At 38.3% G+C, this 15,420-nt stretch carries 13 protein-coding genes and 1 riboswitch; of the genes, 11 read left to right on the top strand and 2 right to left on the bottom strand.

The window, feature by feature from the left end; genetic code table 11:
* Positions 1-186: 186 nt before the first annotated feature.
* The 5 genes from gpr (at position 187) to ybaK (ending at position 4,570) form a co-directional block, all read left to right on the top strand.
* Complete coding sequence (gpr, locus tag ABVZ64_RS01745) at positions 187-1,200, top strand: GPR endopeptidase (RefSeq protein WP_352399336.1); 1,014 nt, start codon at positions 187-189, stop codon at positions 1,198-1,200.
* Positions 1,201-1,571: 371 nt separating this feature from the next.
* On the top strand, positions 1,572-1,988 hold the full coding sequence (locus ABVZ64_RS01740; protein ID WP_352399335.1) for a DUF6762 family protein: 417 nt from the start codon (positions 1,572-1,574) through the stop codon (positions 1,986-1,988).
* Positions 1,978-3,216 carry a hypothetical protein gene (locus ABVZ64_RS01735; protein ID WP_352399334.1) on the top strand — a complete coding sequence of 413 codons (1,239 nt, stop codon included), beginning with the start codon at positions 1,978-1,980 and terminating at the stop codon, positions 3,214-3,216. Before ABVZ64_RS01740 ends, ABVZ64_RS01735 begins: the two co-directional genes overlap by 11 nt.
* Before the next feature lie 25 nt (positions 3,217-3,241).
* Positions 3,242-4,081, top strand: a complete 840-nt coding sequence (locus ABVZ64_RS01730; protein ID WP_352399333.1) for a DNA-3-methyladenine glycosylase family protein — start codon at positions 3,242-3,244, stop codon at positions 4,079-4,081.
* A 6-nt stretch (positions 4,082-4,087) separates the two neighbouring features.
* The gene (gene ybaK / locus ABVZ64_RS01725; protein WP_352399332.1) at positions 4,088-4,570 is read left to right on the top strand and encodes a Cys-tRNA(Pro) deacylase; all 483 of its coding nucleotides are present in this window, start codon (positions 4,088-4,090) and stop codon (positions 4,568-4,570) included.
* An 842-nt stretch (positions 4,571-5,412) separates the two neighbouring features.
* On the opposite strand, the gene ABVZ64_RS01720 is transcribed toward ybaK, so the two are convergent.
* Positions 5,413-6,663, bottom strand: coding sequence for a stalk domain-containing protein (locus ABVZ64_RS01720; RefSeq protein ID WP_352399331.1), 1,251 nt, complete (start codon positions 6,661-6,663; stop codon positions 5,413-5,415).
* Positions 6,664-6,800: 137 nt separating this feature from the next.
* Here ABVZ64_RS01720 and ABVZ64_RS01715 point away from each other — a divergent pair, with 137 nt between their 5' ends.
* The 6 genes from ABVZ64_RS01715 (at position 6,801) to ABVZ64_RS01690 (ending at position 13,664) form a co-directional block, all read left to right on the top strand.
* Complete coding sequence (locus ABVZ64_RS01715; protein ID WP_352399330.1) at positions 6,801-7,046, top strand: FeoA family protein; 246 nt, start codon at positions 6,801-6,803, stop codon at positions 7,044-7,046.
* A complete protein-coding gene (feoB, locus tag ABVZ64_RS01710) occupies positions 7,039-8,964 on the top strand; it encodes a ferrous iron transport protein B (protein ID WP_352399329.1) in 1,926 nt (641 codons plus the stop codon). Before ABVZ64_RS01715 ends, feoB begins: the two co-directional genes overlap by 8 nt.
* Positions 8,965-8,993: 29 nt before the next feature.
* Positions 8,994-9,542: a GNAT family N-acetyltransferase gene (locus ABVZ64_RS01705; protein WP_352399328.1), complete on the top strand. Its 549-nt coding sequence runs from the start codon at positions 8,994-8,996 to the stop codon at positions 9,540-9,542.
* Positions 9,520-10,461, top strand: a complete 942-nt coding sequence (locus ABVZ64_RS01700) for an ROK family glucokinase (RefSeq protein ID WP_352399327.1) — start codon at positions 9,520-9,522, stop codon at positions 10,459-10,461. The genes ABVZ64_RS01705 and ABVZ64_RS01700 overlap by 23 nt, the downstream gene beginning before the upstream one ends.
* Positions 10,462-10,690: 229 nt before the next feature.
* Positions 10,691-11,107 (top strand): twitching motility protein PilT, encoded by a 417-nt coding sequence (locus ABVZ64_RS01695; protein WP_352399326.1) that lies wholly within the window; start codon positions 10,691-10,693, stop codon positions 11,105-11,107.
* Positions 11,108-11,912: 805 nt separating this feature from the next.
* A riboswitch (glycine riboswitch) is annotated at positions 11,913-12,011 on the top strand.
* A 300-nt stretch (positions 12,012-12,311) separates the two neighbouring features.
* Positions 12,312-13,664, top strand: coding sequence for an alanine/glycine:cation symporter family protein (locus ABVZ64_RS01690; RefSeq protein WP_352399325.1), 1,353 nt, complete (start codon positions 12,312-12,314; stop codon positions 13,662-13,664).
* Positions 13,665-14,628: 964 nt separating this feature from the next.
* Here the strand turns inward: ABVZ64_RS01690 and ABVZ64_RS01685 are convergent.
* The gene (locus tag ABVZ64_RS01685) at positions 14,629-14,949 is read right to left on the bottom strand and encodes a hypothetical protein (protein ID WP_352399324.1); all 321 of its coding nucleotides are present in this window, start codon (positions 14,947-14,949) and stop codon (positions 14,629-14,631) included.
* Positions 14,950-15,420 lie beyond the last annotated feature (471 nt).

Below are 15,420 nucleotides of genomic sequence, written 5' to 3'. Positions count from 1 at the left end.
TTTTATAACTACATATTAACCACCTTTAGGAGCTTAATCTCCTACGACACGGCTGGGGCGCTCAATGGCGCACATCCCTTGGTTAATTCAACACCATATATTCTACCCGATGAATGAAAATAAGTCAATGAATATATTTCAAAACGGCGGAAAAAATAAGGCAAAAACGTGAAGGCGGCGAGGAGAATGAAGGAAGAGAATAAAAAGAAAGAGAAGAAGGCTTTTCAGATTAGAACGGACTTGGCCATCGAAGCTAGGGAGATGATTCATGAAAAGCACATTGAGGTTGAAACTGAACCCAACGGTGTTGTGGTAGAGACGGAAGAAAGTGACTGCTATACTTTGACAAGGGTAAGCATTGTAAATGACGCTGGCAGTGAAGCTATGGGAAAACCCAAGGGTGAGTATATAACCATTGAGTCTCAAAAATTAAAGGAAAACGCCGTTGAATGTCATGAAGAGATTATTAAGCTATTGGTAGACCAGCTGCGGAAGTTGGCTCAAATGAAAGAGGATGATTGCATCCTTGTGGCAGGCCTTGGTAACTGGAATATTACGCCGGATGCATTGGGGCCGAAGGTTGTTTCTCGTATTTTGGTCACAAGACATCTGCAGGGAGCATTGCCAGAGGAGATAGAGGGAACTGTTCGTCCTGTGGCGGCAATTAGCCCTGGAGTTATGGGTTTGACGGGTATTGAAACGGGGGAAATTATTAAGGGCCTGGTGGAAAAATTGAAACCATCTTTATTGATTGCCATTGATGCATTGGCAGCACGACGCTCTAGCCGAATCAATGCTACCATTCAAATGTCTGATACGGGCGTTGCTCCTGGTGCCGGCGTGGGCAACAAAAGAATGGAACTGAATCAAGAAACATTGGGTATTCCCGTTATTGCTATAGGGGTACCTACGGTGGTGGATGCCGCAACATTAGTCAATGACACCATGGATCGGATTTTGGCCGGGATGATAGATCAAACAGAGGAAGGATCTGCTTTTTATGAAATGTTGCAAGGCTTAGAACAGGAAGAAAAATACACAATGATTACTGAAATTTTGGATCCATACACAGAGAATATGTTTGTTACACCAAAAGAAGTTGATGCAGTTATTGATAGGCTTTCTAATATTATTGCAAATGGCATAAATATAGCTTTACACCCTGGAATTACCATGGATGATATTAGCAGATACAGCTGAGGTTGTTTTCAGAAATACTACTCTGATGAAAGCTTTTGATGTTACAAGATGTAACGGATCGGTTAAGGATTAATAGAGGGCCTTGCAAATGCCGTCAACCAGCAGACAAAGTGCATTATAAGTTTGGGATATTCTTATGAAATAAATATAAATAATTGTTGGGTGCTGCCTATTTATTAGGTGGCATTTTCTTTTTATGAAACATGGGAACAAATTCTTACAATTTACGTCATATGTAAAAAAAAGCGAAATCACAGGGTTTTAGCCAAGGATTGGAAAGGTGTTTTGACCTGGGTTTTCTTGCATAGCAAAAGAAAGTGTAGTATAATTTAGTAATAATAGACAAACTGTGTATATTGAAGGAGAGCTATATGGAAGATACCGTTATTGTAATAATGTTAAAGGATAGAGAGACGGGTTTTTTAGAAAAAGAGTTAGGTAGCTATACTCTTTCTGAAGAAGTGGGAATGGTTTACAACATATATGCAGAAGAACAGGACGAGGGCAAAGAAGTTGTTTTACGTTTGACTTGCAACAAAGAGATTGAAGATTGGGAATATGATGCAATTTTTGATTATTATGACACAGAACCCTTGGCAGGAGTAGTTGACAGTGTTGAAGAAGAAGACGGTCATTATAATCCTGTTTGGGTAGTTCGCTTTCCGTATTCTGATATTTATGATGAAATGGAAAATAAGTTTGCCGATATTATGGAAATTCACAAAAAGGAACTGCTTTCGGTTTACGATGCCATAGCGGACAAAAAGGATGATTACTGTGAAGAATAAAAAGTGGAGATATGCCTATATTTTAATAGGCGTTTTGCTTTTTCTATGTTGCGCATGTGCATTGGGGAAAGCGGAAGTAGGCAACTCCTTGCCACCTGTGGAGCAAGAGGGTCAAAATGATCCCCCTGAGATCACGCCGGTGAAAGATGAAACAGAGGAACCTTCTTTGGAGGGAGATGTTTCATCACCCAATGAGAGTGTGCCTGTGGGCAAAATCGAGCCTGAAAAAACACAGCCTGAGAGCACCAAGCCTTTTTGGCAAAGCGAAACAACAAGACTGACCAATAATTTAATGTCCATTGCCTCAGCGGCTCAAACGGATTATAAAGTGAATGGTCCCAAAAGAGGTTGGATGAGTAAAAATGGCGAGTTGTACAATTATTATGATGGAAAATACATAACTACGGATACCTTAGTGGCAGATGGTTACCTAGAAAAGGGACTTGCTGCTTCGGACTACAAAATTTTATTGATAAATGGTAGCGACTTAGCGGAAATAGATGGAGCATCTGTCTCCAAGGACAGCATGGACTTTGGCGTATTTGCTGCTACAAAGCAATCAGGAAAGTATTTGATTGCATCACCAAGTGGAAAGGCTGGCACCATAAGTGAGGAGAGTTTTAATAGGCTTTTGGGAAAATATAACCAAAACAATGGTAAAATTGTAAGACTTTCTTCTGCGTCTGCGGAGTATGAACGTATTCTGAATTATATCAGTCTTTTTGAAGGACGATTTGATGATTATTATGTAAGAGAAATCCGTATGGATAATAAACACGCTGTTGTGGTTTTCTCTAACCGCACAGATACTTCAAATATTAAGCAGTATATATTAGAGAATGAAAATAATTTTTGGGAAGTAGTTTTACCCAATGCGCAGACAGAATATTATCCAATTACCTCTATCAATCGTTATCTGCCAACCTTTAATGTAGACTTATTACCTCCCTATACCTTGGCTTCTTGGAGGGGGAGTATTGTTTCTGAGCAAGGAGGGGCTGTGGCTGCACTTTTTAGTGCACAGGCAATTACAAGTGCCAATGAAATTGCATATCAGTGTGCAACTTCTACTTGTGCATATGTGGTTTTAACCAATGGCAATCGTTATGCTTGTTATAGTGGAAATGGAATTTGGAAAGCGGAATATGTTACTTCCGACAATAAGGCAAGAAATTTATTTAAGGAAAAAACCGGTATTGATTATGGATTTTTGATACTGGATGACTAATTTTTGAAATAAGGTGTGAATGCAAATGGAAAAAGTCCTTTGGCACTGCCCTGACTTTTCTCTATCACAAACCTTAGAATGTGGACAATGTTTCCGCTATCGAAAAGAAAACGACAATTGTTATACTGTCATCTCTGGTGAGAGGGTGATTACTCTTGAGCAAGAAGGTGACAGTATCGTTTTTTATGGTGGGGAAGATATCCCGTTTTGGAAAGGATATTTTGATGGAGATAGAAACTATGGGGAGATAAAGGGAAGATTATGTAAGGATGATCCGGTTATGGCTGAGGCAGTTTTGTTTGCCCCTGGAATTCGTTTATTGCGACAAGAATTTTTCGAGACATTAATGTCCTTTATATTATCACAGAACAATCATATTCCAAGAATTCGTGGTTTGATTCAAAAACTTTCTGAAGAATATGGCACACCCATAGACGGGGAATTTTATAGTTTTCCAACGCCCCAACAACTTGAGGGTGTTACAGAGGAAATGTATCGTGGCCTTGGTTGTGGGTTTCGTAGTAGATATATGGTGGATGCTGTGGAAAAGGTGCTGGCTGGAAAGTTCTCTGGGGAAGAAATGGAAAAGTTATCCACAGATGAACTTCGGCAGCTTCTTATGTCCATATGTGGTGTGGGGCAAAAGGTAGCAGATTGTATTCTATTATTTTCGTTTGGCAGATATGAAGTTTTTCCTATGGATGTTTGGATTAACCGTGTTTTTAGTCATATTTATTGTGGTGGTGAAAAGCATTCTGCAAAAGAACTGCAACGGTTGGCCGCACAACGATTTGGAAATGATGCAGGGTTTGCACAGCAGTATTTGTTCCATTATGGTAGAAAAATGAAAATAGGGAAGGTGTAAAAAGGAATGGTAAAGACCAATGTAATGCGACTTTTGGAAACAGCGGGAATTTCGTACCGCACATCTGAATATGAGTATGATGAAAATAACCTGTCGGGCCTGGATGCGGCAGGAAAAATTGGTTTTCCCCCAGAGCAGGTTTTTAAAACTCTAGTAACCCGAGGGGATAAAACAGGTATTTTGGTTTTTTGCATTCCTGTGAATATGGAACTGGATTTAAAAAAGGCTGCATCTGTATCTAAGAATAAAAAGTTAGAAATGACTCATATGAAAGAATTATTAGCACTAACGGGGTATATAAGAGGTGGGTGTTCACCTGTGGGTATGAAAAAGAAATATCCTACTTTTATTGACGAAACTGCCATTTTATTCGATGAGATTGCAATAAGTGCTGGTGTTAGGGGTGAGCAGGTTATACTTGCTCCCTATGATTTAATAGGTTATGTGGATGCCACAGAGGCAGACATAACAAAAGAACTTAGCCAATGAGGGTATGATTGGTTTAAGTTTGGGGCTGAATGCGAATCGTAAAAACATTGCTTAGGTTAAGATCAAGCCAATTGAGAAAGACAGCTTATTTTCTTAAAGGATGATAATGGCAATGATGTTTGAGTAAAGAACTGCCAATTAGATTAATGAAATTTGAAATTCATTAAATTAAGGTTATGAGGAGTAAAATCCTTATGACCTTTTTTGTTTGGAGACAAATATATTATTATAGTGTTATAGTATGAGGCAAGTACTCTATATTTTATCAACAAAGATGGGATTTATCGTTACCAAAGGAAAATCAGGTTGCGCACAGGGCTAACACCGTGGAGAGTGTTCCATAAAGCGTAGAACTTTTGGATTGAAATAGGGGAGAAAACTAAGGTTGCCTTCCCAAAAGGTTGGAAAGGTCTTTTTATGAGATCACCTTAGTAAAAGAATAGTTAACATAGACAATTCTATATATAAATTAAATGGGTGATTTCATATTTTTACTAGGTTTATAAATAATATTGTATTTCATTCAACCAATATAGAGGGTTAACCCATATAACAAAGGTGCAAATCTAACAGTTGGGCAGGTACATTCCTGAGCATTTGGGAATATTCAAAAATATTATAATGCCAGCGGGTGGATTTTTTGTGTGGATAGTGATTTTTTAGAACTTAATAAAATCAATACTACATCATATCAGATATTATCATTATAGAAAAGGATGAGAGAGACAAAGGGCAGATAGTGAAAATCCACTATCTGCCCTTTGGATGCCCAGTAACCAGTTTTTCAAACTTCCCTAAGAAAAAACAGAATGGCTGGGGCTTTATTCGTTCATAGTTAAAATTCAAATCTTCACAACGCTTGAACTTGCCGTTTCGATGCCGTTTCTTACAGCAGAAACTTTAACATAAATAGAGCGATTATTAGAGGTGGAAATACCAAAGCATTGAGGGAAGCCCCAATACCACACATCACCGCCTAAGGCCTTGTTTTGAAGTTTTGTAAATTTTCCACCCTCGGAGTAAGCAATATAAACGTGATAGTACTCTGCGTCATAAACGGGCGACCAAGTTAAATATGCATAGTCTTCATCCAGCCAGTAGCGTAGGTTTTTTGGTGCACTGGGGGAATATGTATAATTTTTCATGCTTCCCATGGGCATAGAAAGAGTTCTGGGAACTTTCAAAACCTCGTTGATAGGAATAGAGAAATATTGATTGTCGCTATAGGCAGCTGTCATTCCAATTAACTTGCCTTTGCTATTATATAATGCGCCGCCGCTACTTCCATGTGCAATAAGGGCACTGCTTTCAATGATATCTTGATTAAACCCGTTAATCACACCGGATGTTTGGGTGTTTCTAGCACCGTTGGGTGCACCCACTGCAGTAACAGCTTCTCCTTTAATCACAGAGGTTTCCGTTGTTGCTGGGATAAGATTTTTTTTATCAATTTGCAAAATGGCAACATCCTTTTGAGGCTCTAGGCCTACGATGGTAGTAGTTCCTTGGTAGATGGAACCATCGGCAAAAACAAATTGAGCAGTGGACGCATTTTCAATTACATGAAAATTAGTCGCAATTAGGCCATCGGCAGAAATTATGATACCACTTCCCTGCATTTTGTTTGTTTGGATGTATACCACGGAGTCTGTCAAGTTACCTTGGGCTACCTGTTTAGTGGTTATGAGAACAGAAGCATTTTTCTCATCCCATTCAACGGTTGCTCCGCTATACTCTGCCACAAAACGCAGTGGTACCATCGTTGTATTTTCGGATAGGGTTGCAGCTGCATCTAAAGTCACACGTTGTTTATTTACGGTTCCTATAGGATTGTCTATGGTAAGAAGAAGTTGTGTTTCCCCTTTATTGGCTTCTACTGTATAAGTCTCTTGGTGCCAAATAACGGTAAATCCAAGAGATTCCATGATGCTACGCATAGGTACCAAAACTCGATCGTTTTGAATTATGGCAGGGGCTGACAGAGCCACGGGATAACCGTTTAGTTTTACCCCAATATTTCCAGCTGATGCTGGCGCCATAGCACAAAAGCAGAGTATAAAAAAGAGGAGAAAACCCCTTAATTTTCGTTGCATACGTTCACTTCCTTTACTGCTTGAGTATAACATAGATTTCCAAGAATAGCTAGAAAAACAGATTGGTATTGTCTGGAAAAATAGCTTAATGTTTCATGGAATAGAAAAAAATAGCATAGATATAGAAGGGATAGACTATGAAGACAAGTTTGGATTTCTTAAAAATAGGCGAAGAAGGTAGAGTGGTTGAATTAAAGTGTAGAAAAGAAATATACCGTAGGCTTTTAGAAATGGGTGTTACGCCAAACACCGTAATACACTGCATTCGTTGGGCACCTAGGAGGGGTGCCATTGAGATACGAATAAGGGGGTTTTCATTAGCCTTGGGTTACAGCGAAGCCACATCCATCGTGATTGAGAAAGGAGGGGAATTGTGTGAATAAATTGGGTTTCATAGGCAACCCCAATTGCGGAAAAAGTGCATTATTTAATGCATTAACGGGTAGTGATGCCAGAGTTGGAAATTGGCCAGGGGTTACAGTGGAAAGAAAGGAAGGAATATGGGAGACGGGGGAATATCTCTGTATCGATTTGCCTGGTATTTACTCCCTCTCTCCATACACCCCGGAAGAAAGAGCGGCGGTACAATATATTTTAGAAGAAAAACCAGATATTCTATTACAAGTGGTGGATAGTACGGTTTTGGAGCGTAGTCTTTATTTAACATCACAGCTGTTAGAATTGGACATACCTATGGTAATAGCATTAAATATGATGAATATCGCACAAAAGCAAGGGATTATGATAGATACAGATAGGCTTTCGGAAATATTAGGGGTGCCTGTTGTTGTGATCTCAGCCATTTCAGGAGAGGGAAAAGGGGAACTGGCAAAGAATTTACATATGGCAATGATCAAAGGACGCAAGGGGCATACTGTTGTGCAAGAGGACAAGCTTTGGTCAAAATTGGAACCTTTGATTGCAAGAAAGTTAAATGAACAACAAGGACTTTTTTCTGGGATGCGGTGGCTGGAAAATAATGAGAAGTTTGATTGGGAAGGGGAACTAGCTGCAATCAGATACGAATTTTCAGTTTCTTGCTGTAATAAGGTTATTACCAAAAAGGTGGCAAAGACAAATCCAACAGAAAAGCTAGATAGAGTTTTTCTGCATCCCTTATGGGGGATTCCTTTATTTTTTGCTTGTATGGCGTTTGTATTTCATATGACGTTTTCTAGCTCATTTTTGGGGACAGGCATACCTTCACCTGGCGTTTTTTTTAAGCAGGGAGCAGAATATGGTATGGAGATGCTGCAGGACATCGTAATGCGTTTTTTTTCGAATATGCCCTATTGGGGGAGGGCATTTCTATCAGAGGGGATATTTGGCGGAATAGGCAAGGCGTTTTCCTTTTTGCCCCAAATTTTATGTTTGTTTTTTTGGCTTACTTTTTTAGAAGATAGCGGATACATGGCCAGGGCAGCATTTTTATTAGATAAACCAATGCGTAAGCTGGGAATATCAGGGAGAGCCTTTTTGCCATTACTAACGGGATTTGGATGTTCTGTTCCGGCTATGATGAGCGTCAGAACCCTAGAACGGGAGAAAAGCAGACGAATTACAAGGCTTATTATTCCCTTCTTTTCATGTGGGGCAAAGCTTCCACTGTACGTGCTTTTAGTCAGTTTTTTATTTCCTGAAAAAGGTGGGATTATCATTTTTTTTCTATACGGTGGGGGGATATTAATTGCTGTTTTTTGGGCAATGATTTTGGAGAAAATAATTCATCCTGGGGAAGAAGCACCTTTTATAATGGAGATGCCACCCTATCATTTACCAAGGTGGAAAAATTTGATGCGTACACTGGGAAGAAGAGGGGAAGAATATCTTGCAAAGGTAGCAACCGTAATATTATGTGCGAGCATTTTGATTTGGCTTGCATCCCATGTTTCTTTGGATTTTCAATACACCCAATTTTCTTCAGAAAGTATATTGGCCTGTATTGGCAGAGGGATGAGCCCTGTTTTTGAACCCCTTGGTTTTGGTGGAGGAGAGGAAGGATGGAAAGCTTCTGCGGCAATCCTCTCTGGGTTTGCGGCCAAAGAAGCTGTGGTATCCTCACTGGGTGTGTTGGGTGGAGTGGAGGGAGTATTTACCCCTCTGTCAGCCATATCTTTTATGGTTTTTCACCTTTTAAGCATACCTTGTGTTGCAGCGGTCTCTGCGTTTTGGTGTGAGGAAAAAAAGGGAAAAAACCTTATATTTGCCCTTTGCCTATGGTTTATTACAGCTTGGGTCACAGCTTTTTTGGTATACCATGCCAGTCGGCTGGTTGGGATTGCTTTTTTTAAAATTTTATAGTATTCTTTGGAACAAGGAGGATTGAAGTCATGTTTGAAAGAATTACAAAGGATACCTTTGAAATGGTATATCCTATTTTAAAAGAAGCATTTCCCGTGGAGGAATTGCGTGAGAAGGAACGGCAGAAAGGCCTTTTAGATAAGAAGCAATATCGCCTTTATGGAATTAAGGATGACACTGGGATATTACAAGGTGTGTTTGCCATGTGGGACTTTGACGAGTTCTTTTATTTCGAGCATTTTGCCATTAAGCCGGAATTTCGAAATGGAGGTTTTGGTGGAAGGAAGTTGGATGAAATTGTAAAATGGGCGGGAAGGCCCATTGTGCTGGAGGTTGAGATGCCAGAGGATGAACTTGCCCAAAGAAGAATTGGTTTTTATAAAAGACATGGATTTTATTATAATGATTATCCATATTTACAACCACCCATGAGAAAAGATCAAGGGGTACTACCGTTAAGATTGATGACTACACCCACAGAGATTTCTGAGGATGTTTTTGAAAAATACAAAAGTTTAATTCACAAGGTGGTTTATGGCTACGAGGAGGCTAGAGATGGATTATTGCTTTGGTGTTGATATTGGTGGAACTTCAATAAAAATGGGATTTTTTTCCCGTCGAGAAGGACTTGTAAAAAAATGGGAAATACCTACGAGAAAGGGATCAGAACCCACCCTCTTATTACAGGATATTTCCGAGGCAATAGAGTTGTGTTTGCTTGAAAAAAGCATGCACAAAGACGAAATCGCAGGTATTGGCCTGACGGCTCCTGGGCCTGTAACAGACAATGGCTTGCTTAGAGGTACGGTGAACATTGGCTGGGGAGATGTATTTCTTGGCGAAGAGGCAGAAAGAATGATTGGGATTAGGCCTGTTTTTATTGGGAACGATGCCAGGGTGGCTGCGTTTGGTGAGTTTATTTTTGGCGCTGGCAAAGAAGTGAATAGCTTACTAATGCTTACCCTGGGAACAGGGGTTGGCGGTGGGGTTATATTAAATGGTCAGATTCTAGCAGGGAAGACAGGAACAGCTGGAGAAATTGGCCACATGACCATCAATCCCTTTGAAACCCTTTCCTGTAGCTGTGGAAAAAAGGGATGTTTAGAGCAATATGCATCGGCAACGGGCATGGTGCGAGTTGCTAAAAGTTTTTTGGATGAGACGGACAAGCCATCTTCTTTAAGGAAACTAGAAAAGGTAACGGCAAAAGACTTGTGGGATGAGGCAAAAAACGGTGATGAATTAGCATTGAAAATCACCATGTATGTTTCTCGCCTTTTAGGAATGGCAGTTGCCAATGCATGTTACATTGTTGACCCTGAAATGGTTGTCATTGGTGGTGGAGTTTCCCAAGCTGGCCAATTTTTACTTGAAATGATACAAAAGGAATATGCTACAAATGTTTTTCCCCACTGCAGAGATAAGAAGTTTGCGTTGGCAGAGCTGCGCAATGATGCAGGGATATATGGAGCGGCAGCAATGGTTTTTCAAAAGTAGAGTATAGGCAATAGCAACAATAAAATGGAAAATATCCTATAAAATAAAGGGGTTCATTGTGAAAACCTAACAATTATTCTTTTTTAGTAGAAAAAGATTAAAAAATAAGAGGATTTTTCTCAGTTTTGGAGAATACTACTATTACAACAAGTAGTAACTACTATTTGTTACTAAAACTATATAATTTCAAATCCAGAGGTATTTCACCAGTATAAAGGGGGAGATTGCAATGGTTCAGATTCTTGCAGGCGAAAAAGGTGTAGGTAAAACAAAACGACTTATCACTATGGCAAACGAGGCAAGCAAGGAAGCAAACGGTTGCGTTGTGTTTGTAGACGATGACAGTAGTCACATGTACGATCTTCATTATAGTGTGCGATTTGTAGATACTCCAAGATTTATTATGGAAAGCCCTCAGGTCTTTAGAGGTTTTGTCTGTGGTATTCTCTCTCAAAATAGTGATATTGAAAAGGTTTACATTGATGGATTAAATAACATCGCAGAAAAGGTGGATAAAAAAGAGTTTGTCAGCTTTATTAACGACCTGGATTCAATCTCTAAAGAAACAGAAACAGATTTTACAATGATTATTAGTTGTAAAGGCGAAGATCTACCAAGTGAGGTTCAGCCTTATATCGTAAAATAAAACCGAACATAAAGCGGTCAACAAGCCCTTAAGAGGGAAGGTTGACCGCTATTTTTGTTCACTGGCTTGATCAAACTCGGCTATGTAGTTGGTAGGGATGGTTTTTCGTTACGTTCTAAAGCTTTCGTTTTTTTACAAGTAGTAACAATTAGGAGTTTAACATATATAAAAATCTCTTTAACGTAAGCGGAAGGGATAATGCATAAGTAAAATTTTTATGTACGCCCTCAGGGGTTTCTGCTAGTGCCAACTGTTATATCCTACAAATGCAAGTCTTATTAAGGGGGCAAAAGATAATATCCAGTGGGCAGATGCATATTAAGTGCTCATATATGTGTAAGCGAAAAAGGAAACATCCAACACACAAAACCCAGGGGTTTTAAGTGTTGATGGTCACCTGTAATAAGATGGCTCTAACAATTGATTAGGGCTAGGGGAAAAAATCGTTAAGAAGCTGGAGGGTTGATACATACTTTATGTTCTAAAAGCTTTGGTACCAACCATCTATAAGCAAGGGTTAGAGGAAGCAAAGTGTAAGTCTAAAAAAGTGTATTTAGTCAACATAAGTTTGAGTAAAATCCAAAAAAATATATGAATTTGTGCTGAAAATTCAAACCATAATAAAAATAATTAATGTGATAAAAGGAGTAAATAGCTGTAGTTTTAATATAACTAACGAAAAGTCAAAGAAAAATCAGTTAAAATCAAATATAATTAACAAAAAAGTATTATTTTTCATATAAGACTGAAATTTATTATTGCAAGTTGACATACTTTATGTTAGAGTATGACTACATTCCCAAAGGGGATGTACTCTGGAGAGTCTTCTTTAGAAGCGCCGAAGGTGTAACGCAAGTGCGAATGCATTTGTCTATCTCTCAGGCAAAAGGACAGGGTATGCAAAGATACATAGTGGATTTATTTAATTCATACTGTGCATACGTTCTACTCTTTAGAGGGCTGATGAGAATCAGCTCTTTTTTCGTGTGGTTGGAAGACATAAAGACAAAAAAAGGAATATAGATTTTTTAGTAAAGTGTGGGTTGTTTGGGTGATTACGGAGCAAGACAAGCAAAATTTTCCTTTTGAAATCCGAAGCCCCTATCGACAATGGTGTCGTTGGGTTTGCCCTAAATTCCAAATGTCTTTGCAATCTTTCCCAACAGTGTCGGAAAGAAAAAGTTAAAAAGAGAGGAAGAATACTATGTTAGAAATGGTTCAAAGTGTTAATTCATTGATGTGGGGGCTTTTGTTAATTGTTCTCCTTTGCGGAACAGGTATTTATTACACCATCCGCTTACGTTTTATCCAAATTAGAAAATTTGGAGAAGGTTTTAAGTTGGTTTTTGGAAATATGAGTTTCAAAGGGGAAAGAGGGAAAAATGGTGAAATGACTCCATTTCAATCCTTAGCCACTGCCATTGCCGCACAGGTAGGCACAGGTAACTTGACTGGCGCAGCAACGGCACTGATTTCGGGAGGACCAGGTGCGATTTTTTGGATGTGGGTAAGTGCATTTTTTGGCATGTCTACCATCTATGCTGAGGCAGCTTTGGCACAGAAATATAAAGTTGTTGAAGATGGAAACGTGACAGGTGGGCCCGTTTATTATATTAAGCAAGCATTCAAGGGAAATTTCGGTAAGGTGTTGGCAGGAGCTTTTGCTGTGTTTATTATCCTAGCGTTAGGGTTTATGGGAAATATGGTGCAATCCAATTCCATTGCAGCGGCATTTATAGAAGTTTTTCGCGCAAGGGATATGCAATTAAACCCCTTGTGGATTGGTTTACCTTTGGCATTGTTCGCATTTTTTATCTTTATTGGTGGAACGGCAAGGTTGGCTTCCGTTGTAGAAAAAATTGTGCCTGTTATGGCTGGAGTTTATATTTTGGGAAGTATTATTTTGATCGGTATGCACTTTCAGTTTATTCCAGAAGCAATCAAGATGATTTTTGTGGGTGCATTTAAGCCACAGTCAATTGCAGGTGGTGCATTAGGTATTTCTGTGCAGCAGGCTATTCGTTATGGTGTGGCCAGAGGTTTGTTTTCCAATGAAGCTGGTATGGGTTCTACACCCCATGCCCATGCACGTGCCACAGCTAAAAATCCCCACGAACAGGGACTGACAGCAATGGTCAGTGTTTTTATAGATACATTTATAATCCTAAATTTAACGGCGTTTTCCATTATTACTACAAATGCAATGTCAACTGGAAAAACAGGGATTGTCCTGACTCAGCATGCATTTACAACAGGATTTGGTTCTTTTGGGGATATATTTATTGCAATTTGTTTGTTGTTCTTTGCCTTTTCCACAATTTTGAGCTGGCATTTCTTTGGTGCAATTAATGTGAAGTATCTTTTCGGGACGAAAGCAGTGAAGTTATACTCCATGGTTGTTGTAGTTTGTATTGTGATAGGCGCCATGTTAAAGGTTGAATTGGTTTGGGAGTTAGCGGATTTCTTTAATGGTTTGATGGTTATTCCAAACGTTTTAGCCCTATTTGTGTTGGCTGGTGTTGTTAGTAAGATACACAAAGATTTTGGAAAAAAATAATGAAGTCATAAAATGAACCCAGTTAAGCTATGGGTTCATTTTTATCTTGTAAATTTATAACCAAGAAGAGCTAGCCATACAACTACCAGAAGTAATGCAAAGTAGTTGGCGGGGGTTAGGTTATATAGATCTACTTTTAATAAGTAAAAAAATAAAAGGACTGCAAAGGATATGTCTAATAGATATTTTTTCATAATGTTAAGATGTGGCGATTTATATTATTGAATATTTGACTATGAAGAATACTAAGAATTAAAATTCATAACAAACCATAGTGTTTTTGCTTGGTAAAATATTTTTGGCTTATCCACATCTGTACCTCCTTAATGTATTTCATTATAGCAGAATAGAGCCCAATTGCCAATCAGGACTAGAAAACATGCTACGTTTTCTAGGTTCGAGGCAGTACCTTAAGGTTGATAGGCTGGGAATAGAAAATAAAATAGGATAGAAAATTTTATTATCAAAAATATTTTTTAATTAGCTCTCAGAAAAGATTGGAACAAAGAGGTAATCAGGCTTAGATACTGTAAAAATTTATAGTAATGGAAAGATTAATAAAAGCATGAGAGAACAGAGGGAACAGCACGAGAGCAGTGGACTAAATAATTCTATGTAGAGATATATAACTAAATTGTAGGAAAAATCAAGCTTAAGTATTGATTCGTATCCCTGGTAAAAAAGTATTTTATCTCGAAAAGTATGCAAACACAACTTAGTTTTGGAGTTAGGTTTACGGAATTTTATAGAACTATGGTTTGCGGTATAACTAAAATCCTCCTGGAAAGAGCGATGTTAGCAGCAATCACTCTCAGGAGGATTTTTAAGTGTTTAACAAGCATTTAGTTTAGCATTAGCCATTATGTGAAAATATCAAGAGGGTTGTCCTTTGATGAACCAGAGTAGCGGGATTAAGTTATCATTGTCTTCAAATGACCTAATTGTAGTACTTTCCTGTATATCTTTATTCGCCAAATGTTATTGAATAATAAAGAATGGTTTGTTTGGTTCCACAAGGGAATGTGCAACCAAGGAAAATTGTAGCTTCCTGATGAAAACAAATATTCCAAAGGTATCCATATCTGTTAACTAAGAACAAGAAAAAGTTGAGTTCATCCTCTAACTCATCAGCAGTACAATAAGTGAAAACCTTTGCAAACCAAATTTTACAAGGGCCTTCGTTAATGTTCCAGTTTAAATTATATTTGTTTGCTAAAAATTCTTTTTTTTCTTCGCCTGTTTTTCCTTGTAAGGAGGTTAATAGGAGTTCCTCTTTCTTTGTCATTTTTATGATCCTTTCTGGACTAGTCTTAATATATAATATACGGTATCTTTTAGATTGACACTAAGTTGAAGCAACATGTACAAATAGTTATCATTTTGACAGTATGCAGATTAATTTTTCTTTGATTGTAAAAGAATGGAACATAATGAAAAGAAACAGTTTACTATGGAAAAAATGAGAACAAGGAATTGGGGAGTACATTAATAGTTATATCATCAGACGCCCACCTTTTTTCAATGAGTAATAATTTTGCTTGATAAAGTTTTGCAACGCCCCCTGATAGCATGTATGCCACTTGCCATTCTTATTAAGGTTGCTGTAACAACATAATAATGTTAAAAAGGTGAAAGACTTAGGCATTATTCAGAGTAAAGGGGATCCTAGATAATTCGATCATGAAAAATTTTTTACTCCCTTAAGTCAGAGTTGCTTTATCTCAAAAAGTTGAGTTGAAAATATAAGATTATAATA

The organism is Anaerotignum sp. (assembly GCF_040307045.1).
Classification (GTDB): domain Bacteria; phylum Bacillota; class Clostridia; order Lachnospirales; family Anaerotignaceae; genus Chakrabartyella.
This window is presented reverse-complemented; position numbering and strand designations above follow the sequence as displayed.

Coding starts and splice junctions, on each gene's coding strand:
- ABVZ64_RS01705 (WP_352399328.1), top strand. CDS start 8,994: ATGTTTGAAAGAATTACAAAGGATACCTTTGAAATGGTATATCCTATT.
- ABVZ64_RS01730 (WP_352399333.1), top strand. CDS start 3,242: ATGGAAAAAGTCCTTTGGCACTGCCCTGACTTTTCTCTATCACAAACC.
- gpr (WP_352399336.1), top strand. CDS start 187: ATGAAGGAAGAGAATAAAAAGAAAGAGAAGAAGGCTTTTCAGATTAGA.
- ABVZ64_RS01700 (WP_352399327.1), top strand. CDS start 9,520: ATGGATTATTGCTTTGGTGTTGATATTGGTGGAACTTCAATAAAAATG.
- ABVZ64_RS01695 (WP_352399326.1), top strand. CDS start 10,691: ATGGTTCAGATTCTTGCAGGCGAAAAAGGTGTAGGTAAAACAAAACGA.
- ABVZ64_RS01690 (WP_352399325.1), top strand. CDS start 12,312: ATGTTAGAAATGGTTCAAAGTGTTAATTCATTGATGTGGGGGCTTTTG.
- ABVZ64_RS01685 (WP_352399324.1), bottom strand. CDS start 14,949: ATGACAAAGAAAGAGGAACTCCTATTAACCTCCTTACAAGGAAAAACA.
- ABVZ64_RS01740 (WP_352399335.1), top strand. CDS start 1,572: ATGGAAGATACCGTTATTGTAATAATGTTAAAGGATAGAGAGACGGGT.
- ABVZ64_RS01720 (WP_352399331.1), bottom strand. CDS start 6,663: ATGCAACGAAAATTAAGGGGTTTTCTCCTCTTTTTTATACTCTGCTTT.
- ABVZ64_RS01715 (WP_352399330.1), top strand. CDS start 6,801: ATGAAGACAAGTTTGGATTTCTTAAAAATAGGCGAAGAAGGTAGAGTG.
- ybaK (WP_352399332.1), top strand. CDS start 4,088: ATGGTAAAGACCAATGTAATGCGACTTTTGGAAACAGCGGGAATTTCG.